The organism is Paenisporosarcina sp. (genome assembly GCF_057785155.1).
Map to the genome: position 1 here is coordinate 33,095 of NZ_JBYNRN010000036.1, position 22,256 is coordinate 55,350.

Here is a 22,256-nt window from a genome sequence, read left to right on the forward strand (position 1 = left end):
ATAATAAAACTTCCGACGATTACTATATCCAAGACTGCAACTAAGAAGTTTTGTTAGAAAAACATACAATAAAAACACAATCATGGTGCTGAATTGAAGTAAATCGGTGGAAACTACCTGTACCTATTTATAGTGCATCAATACGCTAGCCACGAAAGATGTAATAGCGTTTAAAATGATATTATTGCATGAAAAAAGAGACCATCTCCTAGTCACAAATTGACTTAGAAGACAGTCTCTTATCTGTTTATGCTTTTGGTTCTTTTGCTCTTTTTCGTGTTTCTTTATCGAGCAAACTATAAAGTACAGGGATTAAATATAACGTTAGTAATGTCGAGCTGATTAAACCACCAATCACGACAATTCCCATTGGTTGATTAATTTCCGTTCCTTCACCTATTCCGATAGCTAAAGGCATTAGCCCTAGAATCGTTGTTAAAGCCGTCATTAAAATTGGACGCACGCGATCTCGAGCCGAAGAAACGATTGCTTCGTAAGAACTCAAACCTTCCCCTTTACGTTGGTTAATAAAATCAACCAACATAATCCCATTGTTCACAACAATCCCTACCAAAACAAGAATACCAATAACTGCGGTAATACTAATTGGCGTTTGAGTAACAAACAATCCAAGAGCAACCCCAATAATCATAAGTGGAACTGAGAACATAATAACAAATGGGTATTTAAAGGATTCAAACTGAGCTGCCATCACGATATAAACTAAGGCTACTGCAAGTAATACAGCGAGCATCATATCATTGATTGCACTTTCAAATAGCTCTCGATCTCCTCCAAAGGTTATGTCAACTTCCTCAGGTATGTTCGATTCAGCAATTGCTTCATCCACCTGATCAGACATTTCTCCTAGTGAAAGGGATGATGCATATTTAATTGTAAAATCTACAGAATTTGCTTGATTTACACGTCTAATCGATACTGGACCTTCTGCAATTTCAATCGTTGCAAGTTCCTGCAATTCTACAAATTGACCAGAAGGTGTTCTTAACTTCAATAACTTTAATTGTTCAATACTACTTCGATATTGTTCATCGAATTGAACAAACACGCCATAAACATCATCGTTTTCTGAAATAATTTGTGTGGCGAATACACCACGAGTAACATTGTTAACGATTTGCGCAATTTGAGCTGGAGGCATACCGAACTCAGTTGCAGCTTCTTTATTTATCGTCATTTGTATTTCATCAACTGTATCTTCAAGATCATTTGTTATTTCTGTAACTGAATCTAATTTTGATAATGAATCTTGTATGTCACTGACCGCACTTTGTAATCGTTGATTATCAGAATCAGTAACTGTAAACGATAGTGAATTTGGAGTAGAACCTGCAGCCGTTTGTAAATTGAAACGTACGTCAACTTCTTCTCCTACTTCTTTTAGTACGAGTGGTTGAACGTCATCTACAAACTCAAAGATTGAGCGATCTCGATCATCTAAAGGAACTAATTTCACATAGATTTCAGCACGGTTTGCCTGAGATGATCCTTGAGCTTGCCCTTGTTGTGTTCCGCCAATTAAACTCACATATACATCCACTTCAGCTTGTTCTTTGAAAATGGATTCAATTTCGCTTACTACTTCTTTTGTTGCCTCTAATGAAGAACCATTTTCAAGATCCACATTCACACTGACAAATCCTTCATCAGTAGCAGGTAAAAATTCCGTCCCTACTTGGAATAAACCTAGCGCACTTAGTCCAAGCATTACCGTAGTTACGATGATGACCACAGTACGGTGACCTAGAGCCCATTTTATAGATCTTTCAAAATTATTATAAGCCTTCGAACGTCTTCTTTTTGCTTCCGAATTTCCTTTGGGTTTCTTTAACATACGACTACCTAGCATTGGAATTACCGTCAAAGCAACGACTAATGAGGCAATTAAACTAAAGGAAATCGTAAGGGCAAATTCAGTAAAGATTTGTCCGATCAATCCGGTAATGAAGATAACCGGTACGAAAACGGCTACCGTCGTTAAGGTTGATGCGGTAATAGCACCAGAAACTTCTTTCGTTCCATCAATGGCTGCCCTTTTCGAATCTTTGCCCATTGCTAAATGACGTTCAATATTTTCAATAACTACGATGGCATTATCGACTAACATCCCAATTCCCAATGCCAGAGCACCAAGTGTCATAATATTTAAAGCAAAGTCCGCAAAATACATAAGAACAAACGTTACAATCACGGAATATGGGATAGCGATACCGATAATAATCGGACTTTTTATTCCTCTAAGGAAAACAAATAGAACTAGCATGGCAAATATAGCACCATAGCCTAATGACGAACCGATATTGCCGATTGCTAATTTTACATAATCCCCTTGGTCAAATAGGATATCAGCTTCAACACCTTCGTAATCCTTGTCTGCTAATAATTCTGACAAAGATTCTTTAAATGCTGTTGAAACATCAGCTGTATTGGCACCTGACTCTTGAAGGACAGACATTAAAACAGCTTGTTCCTGATTAGCCGTTGTTTCAGTAGATGCTTCTTGTTCGCCAAGTGAGACTGAAGCGACATCTGCGATCGTAATTGATGAACCATCTAAAGGATTTACCGTCACGACAAGTTGTTCAATGTCCTCAACTGTAGTCAATGTACTAATAATACGTGTCGTTAATTTTTTTCCATCCTCTGTATCAATCGGATCTCCAGGGAATGAAATGTTGTTTGACTGTATTAGTTGAACAATATCAGATTGAGCAAGTCCCTTTTCTTCTAACTTTTTAGGGTCAAGTAAAATTTGAACTTCTTCCACTAATGCACCGGATACATTTACACTCGCAACTCCGTCCGTTCGACGAAGTTCTTTTTCGAGTTGTTCCGCTATAACTCTAACATCTCCGCCACTCTCTGGAGCACGGAGTGATAATTGAATAATTGGGAATTGTGCTGGATCGAATTTTAAAAACCTTGGTTTTTGTGCTTCATCCGGTACAGGAGTTTGGTCAATTCGTTGCATAATATCACTTTGGACATCATCGATATTGGTTGTCCAATCGAATTGCATGAGAATAAAGTTCGCGCCTTCTTGCGAAGAGGATTGCAAAGATTTTATTCCAGGCAGTGTCGACAAACTTGTTTCAAGAGGCTTAGTCACCTTTTCGCTAACTTCAGTCGGACTAGCACCTGGATAACTAGTTACGACAACGCCAATCGGAGGGTTCAATTCTGGAATTAAGGTAACTGGAATTCTAAAGAAAGAAACCGCTCCTAAAATTAATACTAAAAACATAATGACAGTCGTAAATACGGGGCGGTTAATAGAAAAATCGCTAATTTTCATTGTGTGTAAATCCTCTCCTACAAAAGCTTCTATGTCTATCATATGCTCTACAGTATCTTTGTTCAAATATGAATATTAGAAATGTTTAACAGTTGTGTAGGAATCATGAACAACTACTTATTTTATTCGACTTCGCATAAAGAAAAATATAAAAACCCCTTAATTGTTCATAAAGAACTTAAGGGATTTCAATGATTTATCTTGATGAAGATCTAGCAAGCCAATTAGCATCTAGTGTGGGTTGAGCGGCTGGTTTTCCAACAAGATAACCCTGTGCTAAGTTGTATCCTAGCGATTTACATAACTCAAACTCTTCAATTCGTTCTATTCCTTCAGCTAAAGTTTTAATTCCTAAAGCTTGGGCTCTTTCGTTTGTTTCTTTTAAAAACTTTTGTTTCTCCATATCTTGATCACAAAAACTGATATACGATCGATCAATTTTCACATAATCTGGTTGAAGCAATTCCAACATATCAACCGTTGAGAAACCTGCACCGACGTCATCAAGCGCAACTTTCATTCCTTCTTTTTTATACCGATCTAACACAGATCTTAAATGGTCCACATCTTCAATTTTTTCGGTCTCTACTACCTCAAAGATTAAATCAGCTGGATCAATTTTATACTTTTCGACAATACGGAATGTATGTTGCAAACAGAAATCAGGATTATAAATAGTCGAAGGTAAAAAGTTAATAAAACTTTTGACACCTGGAGAGATTTTCCCATTACGTGCTTTAATTGCTTCTTCTCGGGCACGTTGATCTAAAAGAGAATGTAATCCTGTTTGTGACGCCACTTGAAATAACTTCCCTGGTGACATAAACACGTCAGGACTTGATGCTCTCAAAAGAGATTCATATCCGAAAATCTCATTCGATTGAATATCAATAATTGGTTGTAAATGACTCATCATTTCACCATGTTGAATGAAATTGACGGTTTCTTTTTCTTCATATCTCAATTTGAAAGTTTTCACATCTATTAAGCGTTCGACTCTCTTAGATCTCGATAATCCAATTCGAATGCCGTCCTGATTATCTAACTCATTCAATTCTTGCTCAATTTCAAGTAAAGAATCATATATGAAGTATCCTAAATAATCATTGATCATTTCATACTTTTGAGGCAAATTTGGTTTTGGTGTATTTGATTCTATAAAGAAAAAACCTTTCTCATAAAAATCAAATGAAATACCACAGTGGATGCAACTATTCATCTAATTCTCCTCAATTCTATCTATTTATATATCCTAATTTTATCGTATTAGTAGACAAAAGAAAACTATTTATACAAAAAGCCCTCTATATCACAGGCCTTTTTTACCACAATTTAATTTGACCAATGGTCTCTCAGTTAGAGGTTTATCAATCTCAGTTAGAATTTTGCCGTTCTCAGTTCGAAAAATCTCATTCTTAGTTAGAATAATCACCATCTCAGTTGTAATTGTCTAAGCTGATAATTGATTTCAAAGAAGATTCTTTTACAAATAGATAATCTAAGCTTCTTTAAAAACACAAAAAACGAGACGAAGCAAATACACTTCGTCTCATCTAAGAATTCATTTTAAATTAGGAACAATATTATTAAAGTAAACTGTACAGTTCGATGCTTTCATTCTTATCTTGGAACCATCTCATCGCGAAATCGTTTTCGAATAAGAAAACGTAACGTTCGAATCGATCTTTCACCAACATACTTCTTGGGCTAGACATCGATTCAGTAACCATCTCTTCATTCATAATCCATCGAGCAATTTTGTTACCTATTGGCTCCATGCGAACTTCGACGTTGTATTCGGCTCTCATACGGTGTTCAAAAACTTCAAATTGAAGTTGACCAACTGCACCTAGAATAACATCTTCTGTGTGCAATGTTTTGTAGTATTGTATAGCGCCTTCTTGTACGAGTTGCATAATCCCTTTGTGGAAATGCTTTGATTTCATAACGTTTTTAGCTGTTACACGCACAAAAAGTTCAGGTGTAAATTGAGGTAGCTTTTCATACATGAATGATTTTTTGCCACCAGTGATTGTATCCCCAATTTGATAACTTCCTGTATCGTGAAGACCAATAATGTCGCCAGCGACCGCTTCATTCACCGTTTCACGATCATCTGCTAAAAACTGAGTCGATTGAGTTAGTTTAAATGTTTTACCAGTTCGAGCCAAGGTAACCGTCATGCCGCGTTCAAATTTACCAGAAACAATTCTTACAAAAGCAATGCGGTCACGATGGGCTGGATTCATGTTTGCTTGTATTTTGAAAATAAAACCTGAAAACTCATCAGATACTGGATTGATTGTTACATCATTATCTGTTTTTCTTGGTTGTGGAGTTGGCGCAAATTGTAAGTAGGTCTCTAAAAATGTTTGGACACCAAAATTAGTTAACGCACTACCAAAGAATACAGGTGTCATTTCACCATTTTTAATTTTCTCAACATCGAAATCGTTACCCGCTTCATTTAACAACATAATGTCGTCCATTGCTTGTTTGTAATAAGTCGATTCCTTCATCGGATGATCAACTGCAAGCTCTCCAGATTCGCTTACAGGTAAGAAGCGATCTTTTTCTTCTGTTCTAAATTGCTCTATGCGGTTGTTGTAGCGGTCATATATCCCTAAAAATTCTTTCCCCATACCGATTGGCCAATTCATCGCATACGATTGGATACCTAAAACCTCTTCTAACTCTTCCATTAACTCCAAAGGTTCTTTACCTTGTCGGTCCATTTTATTAATAAAAGTAAAGATTGGAATTCCACGAAGTCGACAAACTTTAAATAGTTTAATCGTTTGCGCTTCAATCCCTTTTGCAACATCGACGATCATCACGGCACTATCAACAGCCATTAATGTTCGGTACGTATCTTCACTGAAATCTTGGTGACCAGGTGTATCTAAAATATTGATTCGGCAATCATCGTAGTCGAATTGCATAACAGACGAGGTTACAGAGATCCCACGTTGTTTTTCAATTTCCATCCAATCGGACGTAGCAAATTTACCCGTTTTCTTTGCTTTTACAGTTCCTGCATCACGAATAGCGCCGCCAAAAAACAACAATTTTTCGGTCATCGTTGTTTTCCCAGCATCGGGATGGGAAATAATTGCAAAGGTTCTTCTGGATTCTATTTGGTCTTGAATTTGGTTATTCATATATAATGATTCTCCTTCTTTTACCTTATTCATCATATGGAAAAATTCATAAAAATACAAGTGCAGGAACATCGAAAGAACCGACCATGAAACTGATCGGTTCTTTCTTTAAGTTCGTGATGTAGAATCTTGGAATTTGAGCTTTCCTGCAGCGAGTGCAATATCCCCGTCACTATGAGGATACTTCGTACTTCCGATAATTTGATAATCTTCGTGGCCTTTACCCGCAAAGATAATCATATCTCCTGGTTCGGCAATTGAAATGGCATGTTTAACTGCTTCTTCACGATCTCCAATACATGCATATTGGTCATGCTTCATGCCTTTTTCGAGGTCCGATAAAATTGAATCGTATGGCTCATTTCGTGGGTCGTCTGTCGTTAAAATCACATAATCAGCAATAGATGCCTTCTCTGCCATAATTGGACGCTTAGAACGGTCTCGATTTCCACCAGTTCCAACCAAGAATATTAAACGTTTCTTTTTAAATGCTAAAACAGATGAAATGGCTTTTTCAATTGCATCAGGTGTATGTGCATAATCAATAAAGATAGAAATAGGCAACTCACTCTCGAGTTTTTCCATTCTTCCTTTTACAGGTGGAATTTTTTCAAGTTCTTTTAGGATAGCGTCTAAAGGAATGCCTTTAGTATACAGAGCAGCAACCGCAGCTAATGCATTATAGACATTGAATTCGCCTAATAAATTCATTCGAACTGGGAAGGTACCTTCTGGAGATTTCAAATTAAATTGTGTGCAATCTGCATGTAATTGAATATCCAATCCTTCAAAATGAGCAGGTTGTTTAATTGAATACGTCCAAACAGGAAAACTTGTTAATTCTTTTAATCGATTAGACCAAGGGTCATCAATGTTTAAAATGGCATGTTTAGACTGCTCTAAATCCTGTCCAAGTTGTGAGAACAATAACGATTTAGCTTGACCGTATTGTTCCATCGTCCCATGAAAATCTAAATGATCATGTGTTAAGTTAGTAAAAATAGCGATATCGAACTCCACGCCAGCTAGTCGACCTAAAACAAGACCATGTGAAGATACTTCCATAATCATGGTTTCGCAGCCTTCAACTTTAGCACGATGAATCATTTGTTGCGTGCTCAACGCATCACTTGTTGTATTGGCTGAATCATATAATACTCCATTTAAATTAAATCCAATTGTGCCAGTTAATGCTGACTTTACCTGTAAACCTTGTAGCATGCTTTGTAGAATACCACTTACACTCGTCTTACCATTCGTCCCTGTAATCCCAATCATCGATAAAGATTTAGAAGGGTATTGATAAAACTTTGAAGCAAGTAGTCCAACAGCACGTGTCGTATCATCGACAATCACAAGTGCAACACGCTCAAAATCAATCTCAAGATCTTTTTCCGAGATAATGATTCGAGCACCATTTGCTATTGCTTGTTCCACAAAGTCATGTCCATCCACTGTATATCCTTTTATACAAATAAACACACAGTCTGGCTGAACACTTCTAGAGTCTACAGCAATATCCATTATTTCATTAGGTAAAGTTCCTTTAATTTGTTTAACTGGCAAACAACTGATTAAGTCAGCTGCGCGCATACTTGTTCCTCCTATTCCAAAACCATCGGAGATTTTACATATGCTTCTAAGAGTGAAGCAGAATGTTTTAATGAATCAATATGAGTTCGCTCAAAAGCATGTGATGATTCGATTCCTGGGCCAAACAGTGCGTGTTTAACATCATATCCAGCTCGAATTGCAGCAGATGCATCAGAGCCGTAATAAGGGTAAATGTCTAACTTATATCCGATATTATGCTCTTTAGCTAAGTTGACTAAGTGACGAGTTAACTCGTAATGATAAGGACCAGATGAATCTTTCGCACAAATGGATACAGTATACTCATCAGAAGTTTGACCATCTCCAAGTGCTCCCATATCAACTGCAATATACTCTACTACTTCACTTGGTATGTTTGAGTTACCACCATATCCAATTTCTTCGTTATTAGATATGTAAAAATGTGTCGTGTAAGGTAATTGGATATTCGATGATTTGATATTTTTCATTAATTGTAATAAAAGTGCAGTACTAGCTTTGTCATCTAGATGTCTTGATTTGATAAAACCAGATTCAGTTTCTTCAAATCGTGGATCGAATGAAACAAAATCTCCCACATCTATCCCAAGTTTACTTGTATCTTCTTTCGAAAATACTTTTTCATCAATACGTATTTCCATATTCTCGGCATTTCGTTCAATGGAGCCTGAGTTTTTATAAACGTGAACAGACGATTGATGAAGTAAAATTGTTCCACGAACCTTTTTCCCTGAAGAAGTATGTATAAAACATGATTCGCCTTCCATCGCATTCCAACTAAACCCGCCGATTAATGAAAGTTTGACTCTCCCGTTACTTTTAACTTCTTTTACCATTGCACCTAAAGTATCCGTATGAGCTGTTAATAATCTATGACTAGAATTGTTATCGCCTAATATAGTTGCTACAATGGCTCCTTTATTTGTTTTTACATAATCTACGTTTAACTCATCTAGATAAGAAGAAATGACCTTCATCACTTCGCTTGTGTAGCCCGAAGGACTTGGTGTTTCTACTAATTTTTTAAGAATGTCAATTGTCTCTCTTTCGTTAAATGAACCATACATTCAAAAAACCCCCTATATATATACATCTTAACAAAATTCAGCATTTTACGACACCGGCAAATCATGTATGATAATGGTACTACCTATTAATTGAGGTGAACCATGGAAAATACATTTATCTTACGAAAACGTAATCGATTATTTCTAAACATATTTGCGGTTGCATTATTCATACATACATTTTCATCCATTTTCGTTCATTTTGAATTATCCATACATATTCCTTTGCTAGCTATTGTCTATTGGATTCTTTTATCCATGCTGCAAAAGATGGATGTAAATGAAAAATGGATACAATTTTTATTACTGTTTGGATTAAATGGATACATCGTGTTAATTAATATCGATACTCCTTATTATATCCATGTTTTATTATTCATATATCCACTATTTGTCGCTTCATTATACCATTCTGTCATCCCTAATATCATTCTTTTAGCAATTACTTTGATGGAAATCATCTACTTTTTTAATCGATCTTTTAGCACGTTTAAACAAACAATCGATTACGCGGATTTATTTGAACTACTTTTTCTATTTTTCTTATTAGGTTTAACTGCAATCTTTCACTCAGTTTTCATTCGAAAAGCTTGGAAAAGGATGGAAGAAAACCAGTCATCGATGGAACGTGCACTGGAATCCAAAGAAGGCTATCTTCACCTGTTTTTTGAAAATGCAAAAGACAGCATTGCTGTTTTTGACCTAGAAGCTCGAGTAATCGAAGTAAACCCTGCATTTGAACGAATGTACGGATGGACTAGAGATGAATGCATTGGCAATCAAATCCCATTGATTCCTCCCGAAAACATGGAGGCATCCCTTGAAAGAGTTCAAAAAGTATTATCAGGTGAAACATTTCATTTCCTTGAAACAAAAGACATGAGGAAAGATGGAACCTATTTCGATGCACAACTTACTCTCTCGCCCATTTATAATCGAGATAATGAATTAGTAGCGATGTCCGTGATTTCTCGTGATATTTCTTATAAAAAAGAAGCTGAGCGGATGCTGGTGCAATCGGAAAAGTTAAAACTAGCGGGTGAAATCGCTGCAGGTGTAGCTCATGAAATACGTAATCCAATGACCGTTATTTCTGGATTTATTCAAATGATGAATCAAGATACTAAAAGTCCTTATCACTCTTACACACAGCTCATTCAGTCTGAACTCGGGCGAATTAATTTAATCATTAGTGAGTTTTTGGTATTAGCAAAACCTCATGTCACTACATCAAAGGAATTTATGGTTGAAGATATTTTAAATGATGTTGTGATGTTATTTAAACCAGAATTAAATTTGCGTGCAATCGAATTAAAAGAGCAAATCAATTCATCGAAGACTTTTGTTTTAGGGGAACCCAATCAAATTAAACAAGTATTTATTAACATCGTTAAAAATGCCATTGAAGCATTAGGAGAAAATGGGCAATTGCATATATCTACAGAGGTTCAGGTAAAGAATGATCGAGAAATTACCATTAGCTTTAAGGACAATGGGCCTGGTATGTCTCCAGACGTTGTTCAGCAAATTTTCGAACCTTTCTTTACAACGAAACAATCTGGAACTGGTCTTGGCATGATGATTTCTGAAAAGATCATTAAAGAACATGGAGGTTCCATCCGAATTAGTAGTAAAGTTGGAATCGGTACGGAGGTGTCCATTTCCCTTCCCTATCGAGACCGAAAAAAAATCAGTTCTTCCTAATGGAAGAGCTGATTTTTTCATACTGTAGATAAAAGAGTAATGGTTTTATATAACATTATAAAAATTTGATTTCTGATGTGTTGAACTTGAATGATAAATTAGGTGGTCGGGTAGTTCTTTCGCTTTCCGCGAACGAAATAGCCGACCACTATCCTACAAATTTTTAGTCTAACAATACTAAGAAACACTGCTCTCCTTAACGGAGTAACGACTTCACAAGCTTCACTTTGTTTTTATATGGCGGAAATACGATATTGATTGGCAGCTTCGTACTTTTCTTTAAAATTGATTTAGCGTGTGTAAATGCTTCAAAACTTGCTTTCCCATGATACGCATTCATACCTGAAGGTCCAACACCACCGAAAGGCATATGGGCACTTCCTACGTGCGAAATGGTATCGTTTATACATCCGCCCCCGAATGGTAATTCTTCTAAGAAATAAGAAGTTGCTTTTTCATTTTCACTAAAGAAATAAGCAGCTAAAGGTTTTGGTAACTTGCGAACTTGTTGAATCGCAGTTTCCAATCGATCGTAGGTCATCACGGGTAAAATCGGACCAAATATTTCATCTTCCATCGAAGGACTTTGCCAAGAAATGCCGTCTAAAATAGTCGGTTCGATATATAAATCGTTTGCATCCACTTTTCCTCCGAATACGATTTGAGAAGATTCCTTTTGGAGTAATTGTTCCAGTCGATCAAATTGACGAGCATTGATGATTCGGCCGTAATCCGGAGTGCTTTGACGATTTTTTCCGAAAAATTCTGTAATGGTTTTCGATAATAATTGAATGAATCGATCTTTCACATCTTTGTGCACGAGTAAATAGTCAGGTGCGACACATGTCTGCCCTGCATTGACAAATTTACCCCAAACGATTCTTTTTGCGGCAACTTCTAAATTTGCTGTGTGATCAATGATGGCCGGGCTTTTTCCACCAAGTTCTAAGGTAATCGGTGTTAATCTTTCTGAAGCAGCTTTCATAACTACTTTTCCAACCGCAACGCTACCAGTAAAGAAGATATAATCAAATGGCGCATGTATTAAAGCAGATGTCTCTTCTTTCTCACCTTCAACTACACGAATATAATGTGGAGCGAATGTGCTTTCAATAATTTTACGTATAATTTGAGCCGTGTGATAAGCAGATTCAGATGGTTTAACAATTGCACAATTCCCTCCAATAATGGCCCCGATTAATGGTTCCATTACCAGTTGAAATGGATAATTGAAAGGTCCAACGATTAATACAGAACCATAAGGCTCACGTAAAATAAAACTTTTCGCTGGCATTAAATGAAGCGAAGTTTTTATTGGTTCAGGTTTCATCCATTCATCTAGATGTTTCAACATAAATCCAATGCTATCTAAAACAAATCCAACCTCTGTTGCATATGCTTCGAATTCACTTTTTCTTAAATCCTTGTACAAAGCTTCTATTATTTCCGCTTCGTGATGCTGAACTGCTTGTTTTAATTTCACTAATTGTGCTTTACGAAATTCAGCGGACTTTGTCATCCCTTTATAGTAAAAATCATGTTGTACATTGATCATTTGTTCTACATCTTGAGCTGTAAAATTCATTTTCTCACTCCATTTCTTATAGCCTAATAGTAGTCTTTCGTACGTTAATAATCAAAAGATTAAGAGGCTGTAACTGTTCGCTCAAAATCTACACTAGCAATTGATCAATCCATTTTTGGACGATTAATCCTTCTTCAAAAGTCACGAGGTAAGCTTCTTTATTTTGCATTATGGAATGACACTCTTCAAACAAGGTGGAGGCTTTGACAGTAGGCTCTATTCTTCTAGCTTCCTGATCCATTTCCGCTTCCCATAACTCCGACCAATTTTTTAAGGTCATCACTTTTTTTGACCCATAAATTTTAAATGACAACACTTCTTCTTGAGCTATACCAGACTGGCCATTTATTAGAATCGGAATTCCTTCATTCGTCTTACCAAATGCAATTGTACTAGTTTCACACAATTCTATATTTTCAGGATAATTGGTTTGAAATGCCTGTATGGAAAAATGATTAAATAGTCTATACATGATTTGAAAGTAATGTGGAAATACTTCTCTTATAAAGCCACCTTGCTCGCGTGATGCAATCCATGGATTTTGCTGCCACAGTCTCGGCCAATGTGGAAAATAAGTTTGAAGCTCGATTCTTTGGATGCTTCCGAGTGAACCATCATTTACTGCAGCCATCATGGATTGGACTGCATCACTATACATAAGCGGAAAATGCATGGCAGAATGGACATTCATTTCCTTTGTCACTTCGACCATCCGTTCACCTGCGCTTACGTCATGGGCAAGAGGTTTTTCAGATAATATATGACAGCCGTGTTTTGCAGCTAGCTCAGTCAGTGGAGCATGTTGATTAGGAGGCGTTCCAATATACACCCAGTCAGGTTTTAAAGCCCATAACTCATCTAAAGAATTCAAACTATGTAAATGATACTTTGACTTTATTTCCTGTAATCGTGTCGAATTTTCATCATACACTGCCACGATTTCACATGTAGAATGCGCCAAAATCTGATTAATAATACGTTCTCCTACAATGCCGGTTCCGATTAGAGCAAACGTTGTTTTCTTCAAGTGATTCAACACTCCTTCTAGGAAATTTGTTTCATTTTTTAAAAACTTTGTTTCAGACTGTAACTTTTACGGGTAAAGAACTGTCAAACAATTAAGAAAAATAAGGGAGGAAATACACATGTTAAAAACAGAAACTTGGTGGGAACCCATCTTTTCAGGAAGCTTAAGCTTAGGGATTAATAAAGATCGCTTAAACGAGTTAGAGGAAGAAGCGTTCATTTACTTTGATGATACTGAAGAAGTCGAAACATTGGAACAATAAATTTGAAGAGAAATAACCAAATATGTCATACATAAACAGCTTCCCCTTAATTCAAAGGAGAAGCTGTCTTTTTTTGTTCATATAAATAAAACATTAAATAATACACAAAGGCACTTAGTAAGGAAAGAATGGCAATGATGGTGAACGTCCAGAAAAACCCGAACCAAACCGTCATTGGAATTGATAATGGTGCAATCATTCGCCCGACCGTATAGCGTAAACTAGCTGCTGCAAAATATTGGCCCCTCATATGTTCAGGTGCCAACTTGGAAATAAAGCTTTGAGATAAGCCGACAATCATTAATTCGCCAAATGTAAAAATCGCCATCGCTAATACGAAAATCCAAAACAATTCATAATAAGCGAAAACCATCATCGCGATTGTATATAAAATGGAAGATATAAAGAAGACATTCTTTTCACTGAATTTCAGTACATAACGTGTAACAGCTACAGTGAGTAATGCAACCAATAAACCATTCTCTGAAATAAGTACACTAAATGCCAACTCGCCTGTTAACTTGAAATCCCACCCAAAAACAGACATCAGTTGAGGATTTGCAATCACTTCCTTCACATATACAGGAAGTAACAAATCAAGTTGCATAAAAGTTTGTGCACTTAAAACTCCTGCAATGATAAATAGTAAGAAGAGCTTATCCTGCATAATCACTCCGTAATCCTTTACCTGCATACGAATGGCATGCATCGCCCCTTTAGGAGTATCCGTTGCCAGGTTATCAACATTCGTTGGTAATGTTTCTTTCGTGAACTTAATTAAAATCCATGCTAATAATAAACACACTAAGCCTGCAACAACCATTAAACCAAAACGTGCACTAAAGAAGAAAATCCCACCTAAAATTGGTCCAACAACGACCGCAATATTGATAGATGTATAGAAGACTGCAAAGACTTCCCCTCTATGCTCTTCTGGAACGACATCAGCGACCATTGCTTGACTCGCTGGCCAGTATAAAGAACCAAAAACACTAGCAATTGTAAAAGCAATAAATCCTAATCCCGGCGATTCCAAGAATGGTGAATTAGCGAAAGCAAATAAAAAAAATGCTGCTCCCTGTCCAAATGACGAAATGACCATCATCGTTCGGCGACCAAATTGATCCGCGCAATATCCACCAACTAAATTTGCAGCGACCGAGAATACTTGAGACAAAATAAGCAAAAACCCAGCCGTTGTTTTCCCGAATTCCTCTGCAAAATAGATCGCAAGAAACGGGAAGAACATCCAAAACGTGATGTTCATAAATGCTTCACCGATTAATCTTGCTTTTAAACTTTTATCCCAATCTTTAATCTTCATGTTGTTTCTCCCTAGATGACTTGCTCAAAACACTAATCCTATTCAGGTTAAGTTGAAATAATAAGCAGTACAACTGTTTCTCTAATTTTTTATAATTCATGTATTCATAGCTTCTATTGATTTTCTGTAGTTTCTTTTTTGCTAATAAAGCCTGTGAGATAGAAATACGCATTTTAAATCGAACCTATTCAATACTTCTCCACAAATAAAGCGATGCATAACTTAAAAATGGAGACCACTGTGGGAAATGTGAAGCCATTTCTTCAGCTTTCGGTTTTTCAGTGGTTCCCCACAATTTCTTCAACGCATTTTGAAGTCCGATGTCCGCTAATGGGAATAAATTAGGTCGCCCTAGTCCAAACAATAAAAAGCTTTGTGCGGTCCAAGGTCCAATTCCTCTATATTTAATGAGAGTTTGTGTAATCGTATCATCTTCTTCAAGTGCCAATTTTTCAAGATCTAATTCCCCACTCGCTATCGCTTGAGATACACCAATCACATATTCGGCTTTGCGTGTACTAAATTGAAGTTCTCTTAGTTCCTCCACTTGAATCTGTGCAATCTTTTCTGGTGTTGGATAAAACCATACCCCATCGATTTCATGGCCATATGTATGCACAAATCGAGTCGTTAATGTATGAGCAAAAGATAAGTTTAACTGTTGATGAATAATACTTTTCATTAACGTTGCGTAAAGTGAAAATTCACGCACAATCGGAGTACCCTTATGTTCGTCAAAAACAGACGATAAATTAGTAGACGCAAAATGTTCATGTATCGGATCTAACGAACGGTCGAAGTGAAAAATCTCTTTTACGAAGTTCATTTGTTCTTCAGATTCAACATTATCCAATTCAAATACAGGTTGATTTGTAGTTCCGGTTGCACGGAGTGTCAGTATTTTTCCTTCTTTAAGTGGAATATGAACACTTCTGTTTTCTTTATTTAATGAAATAATAGGGTCCATTGAAAGACGATCCAATACTCGCTCAAAATCGTAGGCAAAATCTAATTCGATTATTCGTTTCATAATAAAACCCTTTCTACATGAAAAAATAGAATATGATACCATATGTACAGGTGATGAAAAATGAAAAAATGGCTACTCTGTTGTTCAATCCTTCTTTTATTAACAGCATGTGAAGAACAACCAAGTAAAACGACAACAACGACCGGCACGACCGAACAAATTCCAGTAGAATTAGTCGAAGTAATAGACGGCGATACCATTAAAGTTAAGTATAACGGAAAGACCGAAACGATTCGCTACTTACTTTTAGATACTCCGGAAGTCAGACATCAAACGCTAGGTAAACAACCCGGTGGCGAAGAAGCGAGTGCACGTCACAAAGAGATTATGAAAACTGGACAAGTTTCGATTGAATTTGATGTCGGTGATCGAATGGATGACTACGGTAGACTACTTGCATATGTGTATATCGATGGAAAATCCGTACAAGAAATTCTGTTATCTGAAGGGCTTGGACGAGTAGCCTATGTCTTCCCTCCAAATACTCGTTACTTAGATGAGTTTGAGGAAGCTCAAGAAATTGCCAAAGATGCGAAAAAAGGCATTTGGGAAGTCGAAAACTATGCAACGGATCGAGGTTTTGATCAAGCTGTATTTGAGCAAAATAGTGACTGTTTAATTAAAGGAAATATTAATCGTGATGGGGACAAAATTTATCACGTACCAGATAGCCAGCACTATATCCAAACAAACCCAGAAGAATGGTTCTGTTCAGAGAAAGAAGCAATGAGTGCTGGCTTTAGAAAAGCTGGCAGATAAATGGTGTGATTTGAAGAAATATGTGGCTGAGTAGCATAGCGTACGAGGTGTTATTCTCGATCTCATGAGGAGTATTCTAGGATTGACTGGGCGTATTCTAGGATTCGTTAGGTCTATTCTAGAATTCGCTAGGCACATTCTAGGATTCGACCCCTCTATTCTAGATTTCACCCGCTTCATTCAAAAATTCACGATTTCCAAACAACTTGAAAAGGAAATTCACTCCTTTTCAACGAAAGAATATACCTTACATATCAAAAACCGCATCATGAAGAAGGGAATGAATCAGATGCAAGTACTTGTACTTCGATTTGACTATAAATTGTCCACTAAATTAGAACAAGATCAAAGTAATCTCGCAGGGGCTGCCCTTCGTGGGAAAGAAACGTTAATTCCTCCTCATATGAGTTTGTTTACTTTTGAACAAGTTCATCCTGGAATTCTTGGCGAAATCATTAAGCCGTGGAGTGAAAAGCAAAAACAATTGCTTATCTCTCTCGCTTCACTTGGCTTTTTTAAACAAAAGGGCACGTTTTTTGCCGCTCCTGTGATCACGAAAGAATTAATAGAATTCCATACAGATTTGTATAATTTAATTGCCGATTTACATACAACAGAGATATCCCCTTACCTGCCAGGAAAATGGGTACCTCATGCTACTTTATTAAACAACACAGCACTTAATATGTGGGGACCATTGTTCCAACGTGCTGCCTTAGCATTTGAGCCGATGGATGGAAAAGCAGTAGCCATCGAATGTTGGACCATCGTCAACGGTCGAGCTCAAACTGAATGGACTCACTTCTTAAGCTAGTAATGCATGACAGCATGACACCTATCCTAGGGCATTGACTATTTAGTCCACAGCGATATAATAGAATTTGTCCTAGTAAAAACGATCTTGTAGCTCAGCTGGGAGAGCGCCACCTTGACAGGGTGGAGGTCGCTGGTTCGAGCCCAGTCGGGATCATTGGGTCTAGAACCCGTAAGAAACCTTTAGGAACAAGGGTTTCTCTAAAAAGCATCATCTCTTCGGAGGCGATGCTTTTTCTTATGAATTCATAATATGGGTTAAAATATGGGTTGAGATTATTTTGAAATAAAAAAAGCACACTCAAACGAGTATGCAATAAACATTGCGAGACATACATCAATTAATGATTTGCTAACAAGTTTTATAAATTTCATCAATCAAATTTCCATAAAACTCTACGTTGCGGTCTCTTGTATCGACAACACTATCTAGTGTAACACTTTCTCCAATAGAGAAAGTTAGCTTCAGAGTACGGTTAAATAATCTGTTGTTTCCTTTATCGTAATTCATTTCCATTACGTCATATAGATTAGTTTGGAATATAAAATGTCCGTTATCACGAGTAACCACAGTAAAAGTGTCTTCAGCGAATATGTAGAATCGGTATACTCCATTTTCGGAATGAGCAAAATAAAGATCAATAGGATAAATTAAATAGTCATTCTCTTCACCAAAGTATTTTTTAACCTCTGCCATTACACTACTTCTTACACTAAGTTCATGACTCCATTTAACTTTTTCTATTAGTTCTGCAACTTCCTGTGTGAATGCATATTCTAATCATCCTTTCCTTATCCTTACAACACATATTCGACAAGACAAGATATAAACCTTTATTAAACGTTCGACATTTAACCACATTTGGGCAAATAAAAAAACACCTGGTTAGAGGTGCTTTTTTACGAATAAGATAAAATTATTTCATCAGTTATTAATTTGTTCATTCCAGATTTATATACTTTTATCCACGGTTTTCCTTCTTGATGAGTCATATCAACAAGGTCCCAAGCGTCTAGGTGTATATATTTTTTTATTATTTCATGAATAGTATCTAATGCTACTTTACCATGCTCTGTTGAAATAATTCGCATAAAAGATGGAGAAATGGCTAAATCTGAAGAGTAAATTAATACATTGTCATCTTCTTCATAATCAATTAGAGACGATCTATGAACTTTAAATACATCATATACACTTTCGACAACTGGACCGTGTTTCCAAGCATATATTTCATCATTAAATAATCTAACCCCAGTAATTTTCAGAAATTCTTCATAGACAAAAAAGATCATTTTTTGTAATTTCAAATGTGTATTTAATAAAATTCATATTTATTTCTAAACTATCAATTTCTTCGATAGTGTTTCTAACACAAACATTCCGAACCTGAGTTTTTTTCAAGTTGATTGATTGTTCTAATTTCCCTAACCATTGATTTGAGTAATCATGATGAATCGTATTAATATTTAATATGAGATCAACCAGAGAAATCAAATCATTTTCTTTTAATCTCATTAATCATACCACTCTTTCAATAAACTAATTGTAATTACATTTATATCATATAATTCTACACAATGTTAATAAATCCTTTCCCTCCTTATATAAAAAAACCTCCATTTAGAACCTGTAAAACATGTGGGATTGACTACCTATAAATTAAACAGCGAAATAACACTAACTTGCACATTCGCACTTTATACAGCAGTTGCACTTCTAAACCTGCTTTGAAGCTAAGGTACATATAGGTTAGAGGTTATTTGCCTGCACACACCCTAAAAAGCACCTTCAGCAAATAGCCTTTTTAGTGGGGTTTGCCTATTTGTCGGATTTGTACAAAAAAAGACCACCCAATCAAGGGTGGCCACTAACGAAGGAGATAGCATTACTTCATAAAGTAATTAGGATTTCATCGTTTCAGTTGAGATCATTTTGCTCCTTCCTCTTTCTTCAATTGCTTCAACTTCCCTTTTGCTGCTAATCGAGGTGCCGAGGTTCTCATGAAAAACTTGAATATTTCTTTTCTTGTCTCATCACTTCGAATCTTCTTCATTTAGATTTCCCCTTCTTACTACCAAACAGCTGATCAAGTGAACTAGTCCTCTGTACTGTCTTTCAACTTTTAACTGAAGAGCCCTCTTATCTTCACCATCCCTTATATACCCGTCCAGTTATCTGGTACACAATAAAAGTTAATCATACAAAAAAGATCCCATTTCGAACATGAATTGTGATCTTTAAAAGTGCTATGTATCAGGTGGCTCTAATTACTCGAATTGAAATATTAGATAGCTTATAAATTAAATATTGAACTTCAAAAAAAACCAGCCCAAAAGACTGAGTTTTCGCACCAAATATTCATAAGTCTTCTTCAACTAAAGCAGCCGTTAGTTCAATAAGAAATTGAAAACTACCTTAGTAATCCCTCTTTAAAATTTTTATAGTCGAAATACTCTTTCCTATTTATCTTTGTAAACTTTATTATTCTCTGTTTTTCATTATTTCGGCTAATGCCTTTGCATTTAAATCTTTCTCCTTAGTAAGTTCGTCAATAATGTTCTGATAGTCCTTTTCATTACGATTCTGACTCAGTTTATAGGCAGCCTGAATTTCCTGTACTATAATTTTGAAACCAACAATCCCCTTTATTTCTTTTTCCAATAAAGAAGGGGAAAGCTTATCCCATAGAACAGGGTTCTCACGATGCTTCTCGTATTTTTCCAACAGCTTTGTCAGATCCTGTTTCAATGCTTCTTCGTTTAAAATGGTGGCAGTTCCATATACATGAACAACCTGGTAGTTCCAAGTCGGGACATTTTCCTGTTCATACCAGGAAGAAGAGATATAAGCGTGCGGTCCTTGAAACATAACGAGTACATCTTCACAGGTATCGAATGTCCGCCACTGCGGATTGCCGTAAGCCATATGCCCAGTTATATAGTAGGTATCTTCTTCTTTCACTAATTGCAGGGGGAGGTGGGTCGCAATAGGTTTTCCTTTTTTAGTGGTAACAAGCGTCCCAAAGGAGTTCATTTGAACAAACTCCCGGATTTCTTCAAAATCGGTGACCTTGAAATACTTTGGTGTATACATGATAATCCTCCTTTCATTAAAAAATTATTGGAGTGTTTTGGTCATGATCAGGTCCACTTGTTCATCATCGCCCATAAAAAAGGAGTGAGAATCTGTTTGGACAAATCCCTTTTTCTGATAAAATGCGATGGCGTTTTCATTATCTTCCCAAACGCCTAGCCAAATTTTCTTTTTCTTCTCCTGCAACGCAATTTCCATCGCTTTGTTCATCAGGTGTTTTCCAAGACCGTGTTTCTGGAACTTCTTCTTTACATAAATCCGCTCGACTTCAAGTGAGTCATTTCCCATTGCTTCCGATTGGGCATCACCGGTATTGATTTTCATGTATCCAGCGACTTCCTGATTAAAATAAACAAAAAAGAATTGCGAAGACTGATTTGCCAATTCTTGTTCTAGTTGGTTCACGTTGTATGCCCTTTCCAAATAGGCATTTAGGTGTTCAGGGGAATTCTGGTCCTTAAAAGTATCGGTAAATGTTTCCATACTGATTGCTTGGAGGTCAAGTGAATCTTCAAGGATACATTTTTTTATCGTTATCGTCATCGTCATTAAATTAGGCAGCTCCTTTAGGTGATCAGTAGTTTCTCTTGTTTCCTTTTTTTACAAACTCCCAGTCTTTTTCGATATTTTTTCTGATACGCTGCAGATGATCGAACGTGGTTTCCGCTTCTTTTTCAGAAAATCCTTCTAATGCAACAATATTGGAGTATTCATTTTCTCTTTTTATGAAAGGGTAGACCGTATTCCCTTTCTCCGTTGGATAGAGTTTTTTGATCTTTTTGTTGTTCGGATCATCTTTCTTCTCAATAAAGCCGTTCAACTCTAGCTTTTGGATAGCACGAGTTGCTGTGGACCGGTCTACTTTAATCATCTCCACTAACTGTTCCTGGATGATTCCCGGGTTTTCAAATATTCGCACCAGGTACAAGTACTGGCCTTTTGTTAGTTCAAACTCTTTGAATTCTATATTGCTAATCGAATCCAATGCCCTAGCAATCATGCCGATTTCACGCAAAATTTCCTTCATATATAACTCCTCCGTAAATAACTTTGTTGCAAATGCAATAATAAATGTCTATATTCAATTTAAAACATATTTGTTGCATTTGCAATAAAAATAACGATATAGAGGTTGATTAATGTGAAGTATACTTTTTATGTATTAGGAATTTTACTGTTAACCCTCGGAATTTCTTTCACGATACAATCAGATTTGGGAACGTCACCATTTGACGCCCTTTTGGTAGGACTGTTTGTAATAGGTCATTTTTTTCTAAAAAGAGCTTTCCATAAACCAGAGACACCGAATAAATATCCAATCTATCTTGGGTTTTAGGCAAATAAAAAAGACCGTCTCGGACGATCTTCTGTTCTTCATTAAAACCAGCTAATAGGATGTCAATATTTTTCACTAAAATTCTAATTAACCCTATGTTATACTATTTTGAGCATGCCAAACAGCCCTCCAAAAACCTTTTTGGAAGGTTTTCTCTTTTTTAATTAAAACCGTTAATTAAGCTA

At 36.4% G+C, this 22,256-nt stretch carries 20 protein-coding genes, 1 tRNA gene and 1 pseudogene; 6 read left to right on the forward strand and 16 right to left on the reverse strand.

Annotated elements, in window-relative coordinates; all coding sequences use genetic code 11:
* Positions 1-247 precede the first annotated feature (247 nt).
* From AC3EA5_RS13695 to AC3EA5_RS13715, 5 genes are all read right to left on the reverse strand, one after another.
* Positions 248-3,316 (reverse strand): efflux RND transporter permease subunit, encoded by a 3,069-nt coding sequence (locus AC3EA5_RS13695; protein ID WP_488608847.1) that lies wholly within the window; start codon positions 3,314-3,316, stop codon positions 248-250.
* Between the two features lie 196 nt (positions 3,317-3,512).
* Complete coding sequence (locus AC3EA5_RS13700; protein WP_488608848.1) at positions 3,513-4,535, reverse strand: EAL domain-containing protein; 1,023 nt, start codon at positions 4,533-4,535, stop codon at positions 3,513-3,515.
* A 367-nt stretch (positions 4,536-4,902) separates the two neighbouring features.
* Entirely contained in the window at positions 4,903-6,477 is a 1,575-nt protein-coding gene (locus AC3EA5_RS13705; RefSeq protein ID WP_488608849.1) for a peptide chain release factor 3, read from the reverse strand.
* Between the two features lie 108 nt (positions 6,478-6,585).
* A complete protein-coding gene (locus AC3EA5_RS13710) occupies positions 6,586-8,070 on the reverse strand; it encodes a UDP-N-acetylmuramoyl-L-alanyl-D-glutamate--2,6-diaminopimelate ligase (protein ID WP_488608850.1) in 1,485 nt (494 codons plus the stop codon).
* Between the two features lie 11 nt (positions 8,071-8,081).
* Complete coding sequence (locus AC3EA5_RS13715) at positions 8,082-9,137, reverse strand: M42 family metallopeptidase (protein WP_488608851.1); 1,056 nt, start codon at positions 9,135-9,137, stop codon at positions 8,082-8,084.
* Between the two features lie 102 nt (positions 9,138-9,239).
* Between AC3EA5_RS13715 and AC3EA5_RS13720 the strand changes: the two genes are divergently transcribed.
* Positions 9,240-10,841 (forward strand): two-component system sensor histidine kinase NtrB, encoded by a 1,602-nt coding sequence (locus tag AC3EA5_RS13720; protein WP_488608852.1) that lies wholly within the window; start codon positions 9,240-9,242, stop codon positions 10,839-10,841.
* A 196-nt stretch (positions 10,842-11,037) separates the two neighbouring features.
* Here AC3EA5_RS13720 and AC3EA5_RS13725 read toward each other — a convergent pair whose 3' ends face one another.
* Together AC3EA5_RS13725 and AC3EA5_RS13730 are read right to left on the reverse strand one after the other, a co-directional pair.
* Positions 11,038-12,426: an aldehyde dehydrogenase gene (locus AC3EA5_RS13725; protein WP_488608853.1), complete on the reverse strand. Its 1,389-nt coding sequence runs from the start codon at positions 12,424-12,426 to the stop codon at positions 11,038-11,040.
* A gap of 88 nt (positions 12,427-12,514) precedes the next feature.
* Positions 12,515-13,453, reverse strand: coding sequence for a Gfo/Idh/MocA family protein (locus AC3EA5_RS13730; protein ID WP_488608854.1), 939 nt, complete (start codon positions 13,451-13,453; stop codon positions 12,515-12,517).
* A gap of 118 nt (positions 13,454-13,571) precedes the next feature.
* Between AC3EA5_RS13730 and AC3EA5_RS13735 the strand changes: the two genes are divergently transcribed.
* The gene (locus AC3EA5_RS13735) at positions 13,572-13,715 is read left to right on the forward strand and encodes a hypothetical protein (RefSeq protein WP_394188646.1); all 144 of its coding nucleotides are present in this window, start codon (positions 13,572-13,574) and stop codon (positions 13,713-13,715) included.
* A 46-nt stretch (positions 13,716-13,761) separates the two neighbouring features.
* Here the strand turns inward: AC3EA5_RS13735 and AC3EA5_RS13740 are convergent, their stop codons facing one another.
* Complete coding sequence (locus AC3EA5_RS13740; protein WP_488608855.1) at positions 13,762-15,039, reverse strand: MDR family MFS transporter; 1,278 nt, start codon at positions 15,037-15,039, stop codon at positions 13,762-13,764.
* 184 nt (positions 15,040-15,223) lie between these two features.
* Positions 15,224-16,069 carry a DNA-3-methyladenine glycosylase family protein gene (locus AC3EA5_RS13745; RefSeq protein WP_488608856.1) on the reverse strand — a complete coding sequence of 282 codons (846 nt, stop codon included), beginning with the start codon at positions 16,067-16,069 and terminating at the stop codon, positions 15,224-15,226.
* 60 nt (positions 16,070-16,129) lie between these two features.
* Here AC3EA5_RS13745 and AC3EA5_RS13750 point away from each other — a divergent pair, with 60 nt between their 5' ends.
* The 3 genes from AC3EA5_RS13750 (at position 16,130) to AC3EA5_RS13760 (ending at position 17,798) form a co-directional block, all read left to right on the forward strand.
* Positions 16,130-16,828, forward strand: coding sequence for a thermonuclease family protein (locus AC3EA5_RS13750; RefSeq protein ID WP_488608857.1), 699 nt, complete (start codon positions 16,130-16,132; stop codon positions 16,826-16,828).
* A gap of 280 nt (positions 16,829-17,108) precedes the next feature.
* On the forward strand, positions 17,109-17,642 hold the full coding sequence (locus AC3EA5_RS13755) for a 2'-5' RNA ligase family protein (RefSeq protein WP_488608858.1): 534 nt from the start codon (positions 17,109-17,111) through the stop codon (positions 17,640-17,642).
* Positions 17,643-17,725: 83 nt separating this feature from the next.
* Positions 17,726-17,798 (forward strand) — tRNA-Val (locus AC3EA5_RS13760).
* Between the two features lie 195 nt (positions 17,799-17,993).
* Here the strand turns inward: AC3EA5_RS13760 and AC3EA5_RS13765 are convergent.
* From AC3EA5_RS13765 to AC3EA5_RS13795, 7 genes are all read right to left on the reverse strand, one after another.
* Positions 17,994-18,338: a hypothetical protein gene (locus AC3EA5_RS13765; RefSeq protein WP_488608859.1), complete on the reverse strand. Its 345-nt coding sequence runs from the start codon at positions 18,336-18,338 to the stop codon at positions 17,994-17,996.
* 203 nt (positions 18,339-18,541) lie between these two features.
* A complete protein-coding gene (locus AC3EA5_RS13770) occupies positions 18,542-18,934 on the reverse strand; it encodes a Panacea domain-containing protein (protein WP_488608860.1) in 393 nt (130 codons plus the stop codon).
* Positions 18,915-19,157, reverse strand: a complete 243-nt coding sequence (locus tag AC3EA5_RS13775; protein ID WP_488608861.1) for a hypothetical protein — start codon at positions 19,155-19,157, stop codon at positions 18,915-18,917. The genes AC3EA5_RS13770 and AC3EA5_RS13775 overlap by 20 nt, the downstream gene beginning before the upstream one ends.
* A gap of 412 nt (positions 19,158-19,569) precedes the next feature.
* Positions 19,570-19,695, reverse strand: a complete 126-nt coding sequence (locus AC3EA5_RS13780; RefSeq protein WP_488608862.1) for a hypothetical protein — start codon at positions 19,693-19,695, stop codon at positions 19,570-19,572.
* A 428-nt stretch (positions 19,696-20,123) separates the two neighbouring features.
* Positions 20,124-20,735 carry an FMN-binding negative transcriptional regulator gene (locus AC3EA5_RS13785; RefSeq protein WP_488608863.1) on the reverse strand — a complete coding sequence of 204 codons (612 nt, stop codon included), beginning with the start codon at positions 20,733-20,735 and terminating at the stop codon, positions 20,124-20,126.
* Between the two features lie 24 nt (positions 20,736-20,759).
* Positions 20,760-21,278, reverse strand: coding sequence for a spermidine/spermine N(1)-acetyltransferase (gene paiA / locus AC3EA5_RS13790; protein ID WP_488608866.1), 519 nt, complete (start codon positions 21,276-21,278; stop codon positions 20,760-20,762).
* Positions 21,279-21,309: 31 nt separating this feature from the next.
* Positions 21,310-21,762, reverse strand: coding sequence for a MarR family winged helix-turn-helix transcriptional regulator (locus tag AC3EA5_RS13795; RefSeq protein ID WP_488608864.1), 453 nt, complete (start codon positions 21,760-21,762; stop codon positions 21,310-21,312).
* A 114-nt stretch (positions 21,763-21,876) separates the two neighbouring features.
* Between AC3EA5_RS13795 and AC3EA5_RS13800 the strand changes: the two are divergent.
* Positions 21,877-21,987 (forward strand): annotated as a pseudogene (locus AC3EA5_RS13800) (DUF6198 family protein); the annotation flags it as partial.
* Positions 21,988-22,256 lie beyond the last annotated feature (269 nt).

Coding starts and splice junctions, on each gene's coding strand:
- AC3EA5_RS13715 (WP_488608851.1), bottom strand. CDS start 9,137: ATGTATGGTTCATTTAACGAAAGAGAGACAATTGACATTCTTAAAAAA.
- AC3EA5_RS13695 (WP_488608847.1), bottom strand. CDS start 3,316: ATGAAAATTAGCGATTTTTCTATTAACCGCCCCGTATTTACGACTGTC.
- AC3EA5_RS13755 (WP_488608858.1), top strand. CDS start 17,109: ATGAATCAGATGCAAGTACTTGTACTTCGATTTGACTATAAATTGTCC.
- paiA (WP_488608866.1), bottom strand. CDS start 21,278: ATGACGATAACGATAAAAAAATGTATCCTTGAAGATTCACTTGACCTC.
- AC3EA5_RS13745 (WP_488608856.1), bottom strand. CDS start 16,069: ATGAAACGAATAATCGAATTAGATTTTGCCTACGATTTTGAGCGAGTA.
- AC3EA5_RS13785 (WP_488608863.1), bottom strand. CDS start 20,735: ATGTATACACCAAAGTATTTCAAGGTCACCGATTTTGAAGAAATCCGG.
- AC3EA5_RS13780 (WP_488608862.1), bottom strand. CDS start 19,695: ATGAAGAAGATTCGAAGTGATGAGACAAGAAAAGAAATATTCAAGTTT.
- AC3EA5_RS13735 (WP_394188646.1), top strand. CDS start 13,572: ATGTTAAAAACAGAAACTTGGTGGGAACCCATCTTTTCAGGAAGCTTA.
- AC3EA5_RS13705 (WP_488608849.1), bottom strand. CDS start 6,477: ATGAATAACCAAATTCAAGACCAAATAGAATCCAGAAGAACCTTTGCA.
- AC3EA5_RS13775 (WP_488608861.1), bottom strand. CDS start 19,157: ATGAGATTAAAAGAAAATGATTTGATTTCTCTGGTTGATCTCATATTA.
- AC3EA5_RS13795 (WP_488608864.1), bottom strand. CDS start 21,762: ATGAAGGAAATTTTGCGTGAAATCGGCATGATTGCTAGGGCATTGGAT.
- AC3EA5_RS13720 (WP_488608852.1), top strand. CDS start 9,240: ATGGAAAATACATTTATCTTACGAAAACGTAATCGATTATTTCTAAAC.
- AC3EA5_RS13750 (WP_488608857.1), top strand. CDS start 16,130: ATGAAAAAATGGCTACTCTGTTGTTCAATCCTTCTTTTATTAACAGCA.
- AC3EA5_RS13700 (WP_488608848.1), bottom strand. CDS start 4,535: ATGAATAGTTGCATCCACTGTGGTATTTCATTTGATTTTTATGAGAAA.
- AC3EA5_RS13770 (WP_488608860.1), bottom strand. CDS start 18,934: ATGATCTTTTTTGTCTATGAAGAATTTCTGAAAATTACTGGGGTTAGA.
- AC3EA5_RS13710 (WP_488608850.1), bottom strand. CDS start 8,070: ATGCGCGCAGCTGACTTAATCAGTTGTTTGCCAGTTAAACAAATTAAA.
- AC3EA5_RS13765 (WP_488608859.1), bottom strand. CDS start 18,338: ATGGCAGAGGTTAAAAAATACTTTGGTGAAGAGAATGACTATTTAATT.
- AC3EA5_RS13725 (WP_488608853.1), bottom strand. CDS start 12,426: ATGAATTTTACAGCTCAAGATGTAGAACAAATGATCAATGTACAACAT.
- AC3EA5_RS13740 (WP_488608855.1), bottom strand. CDS start 15,039: ATGAAGATTAAAGATTGGGATAAAAGTTTAAAAGCAAGATTAATCGGT.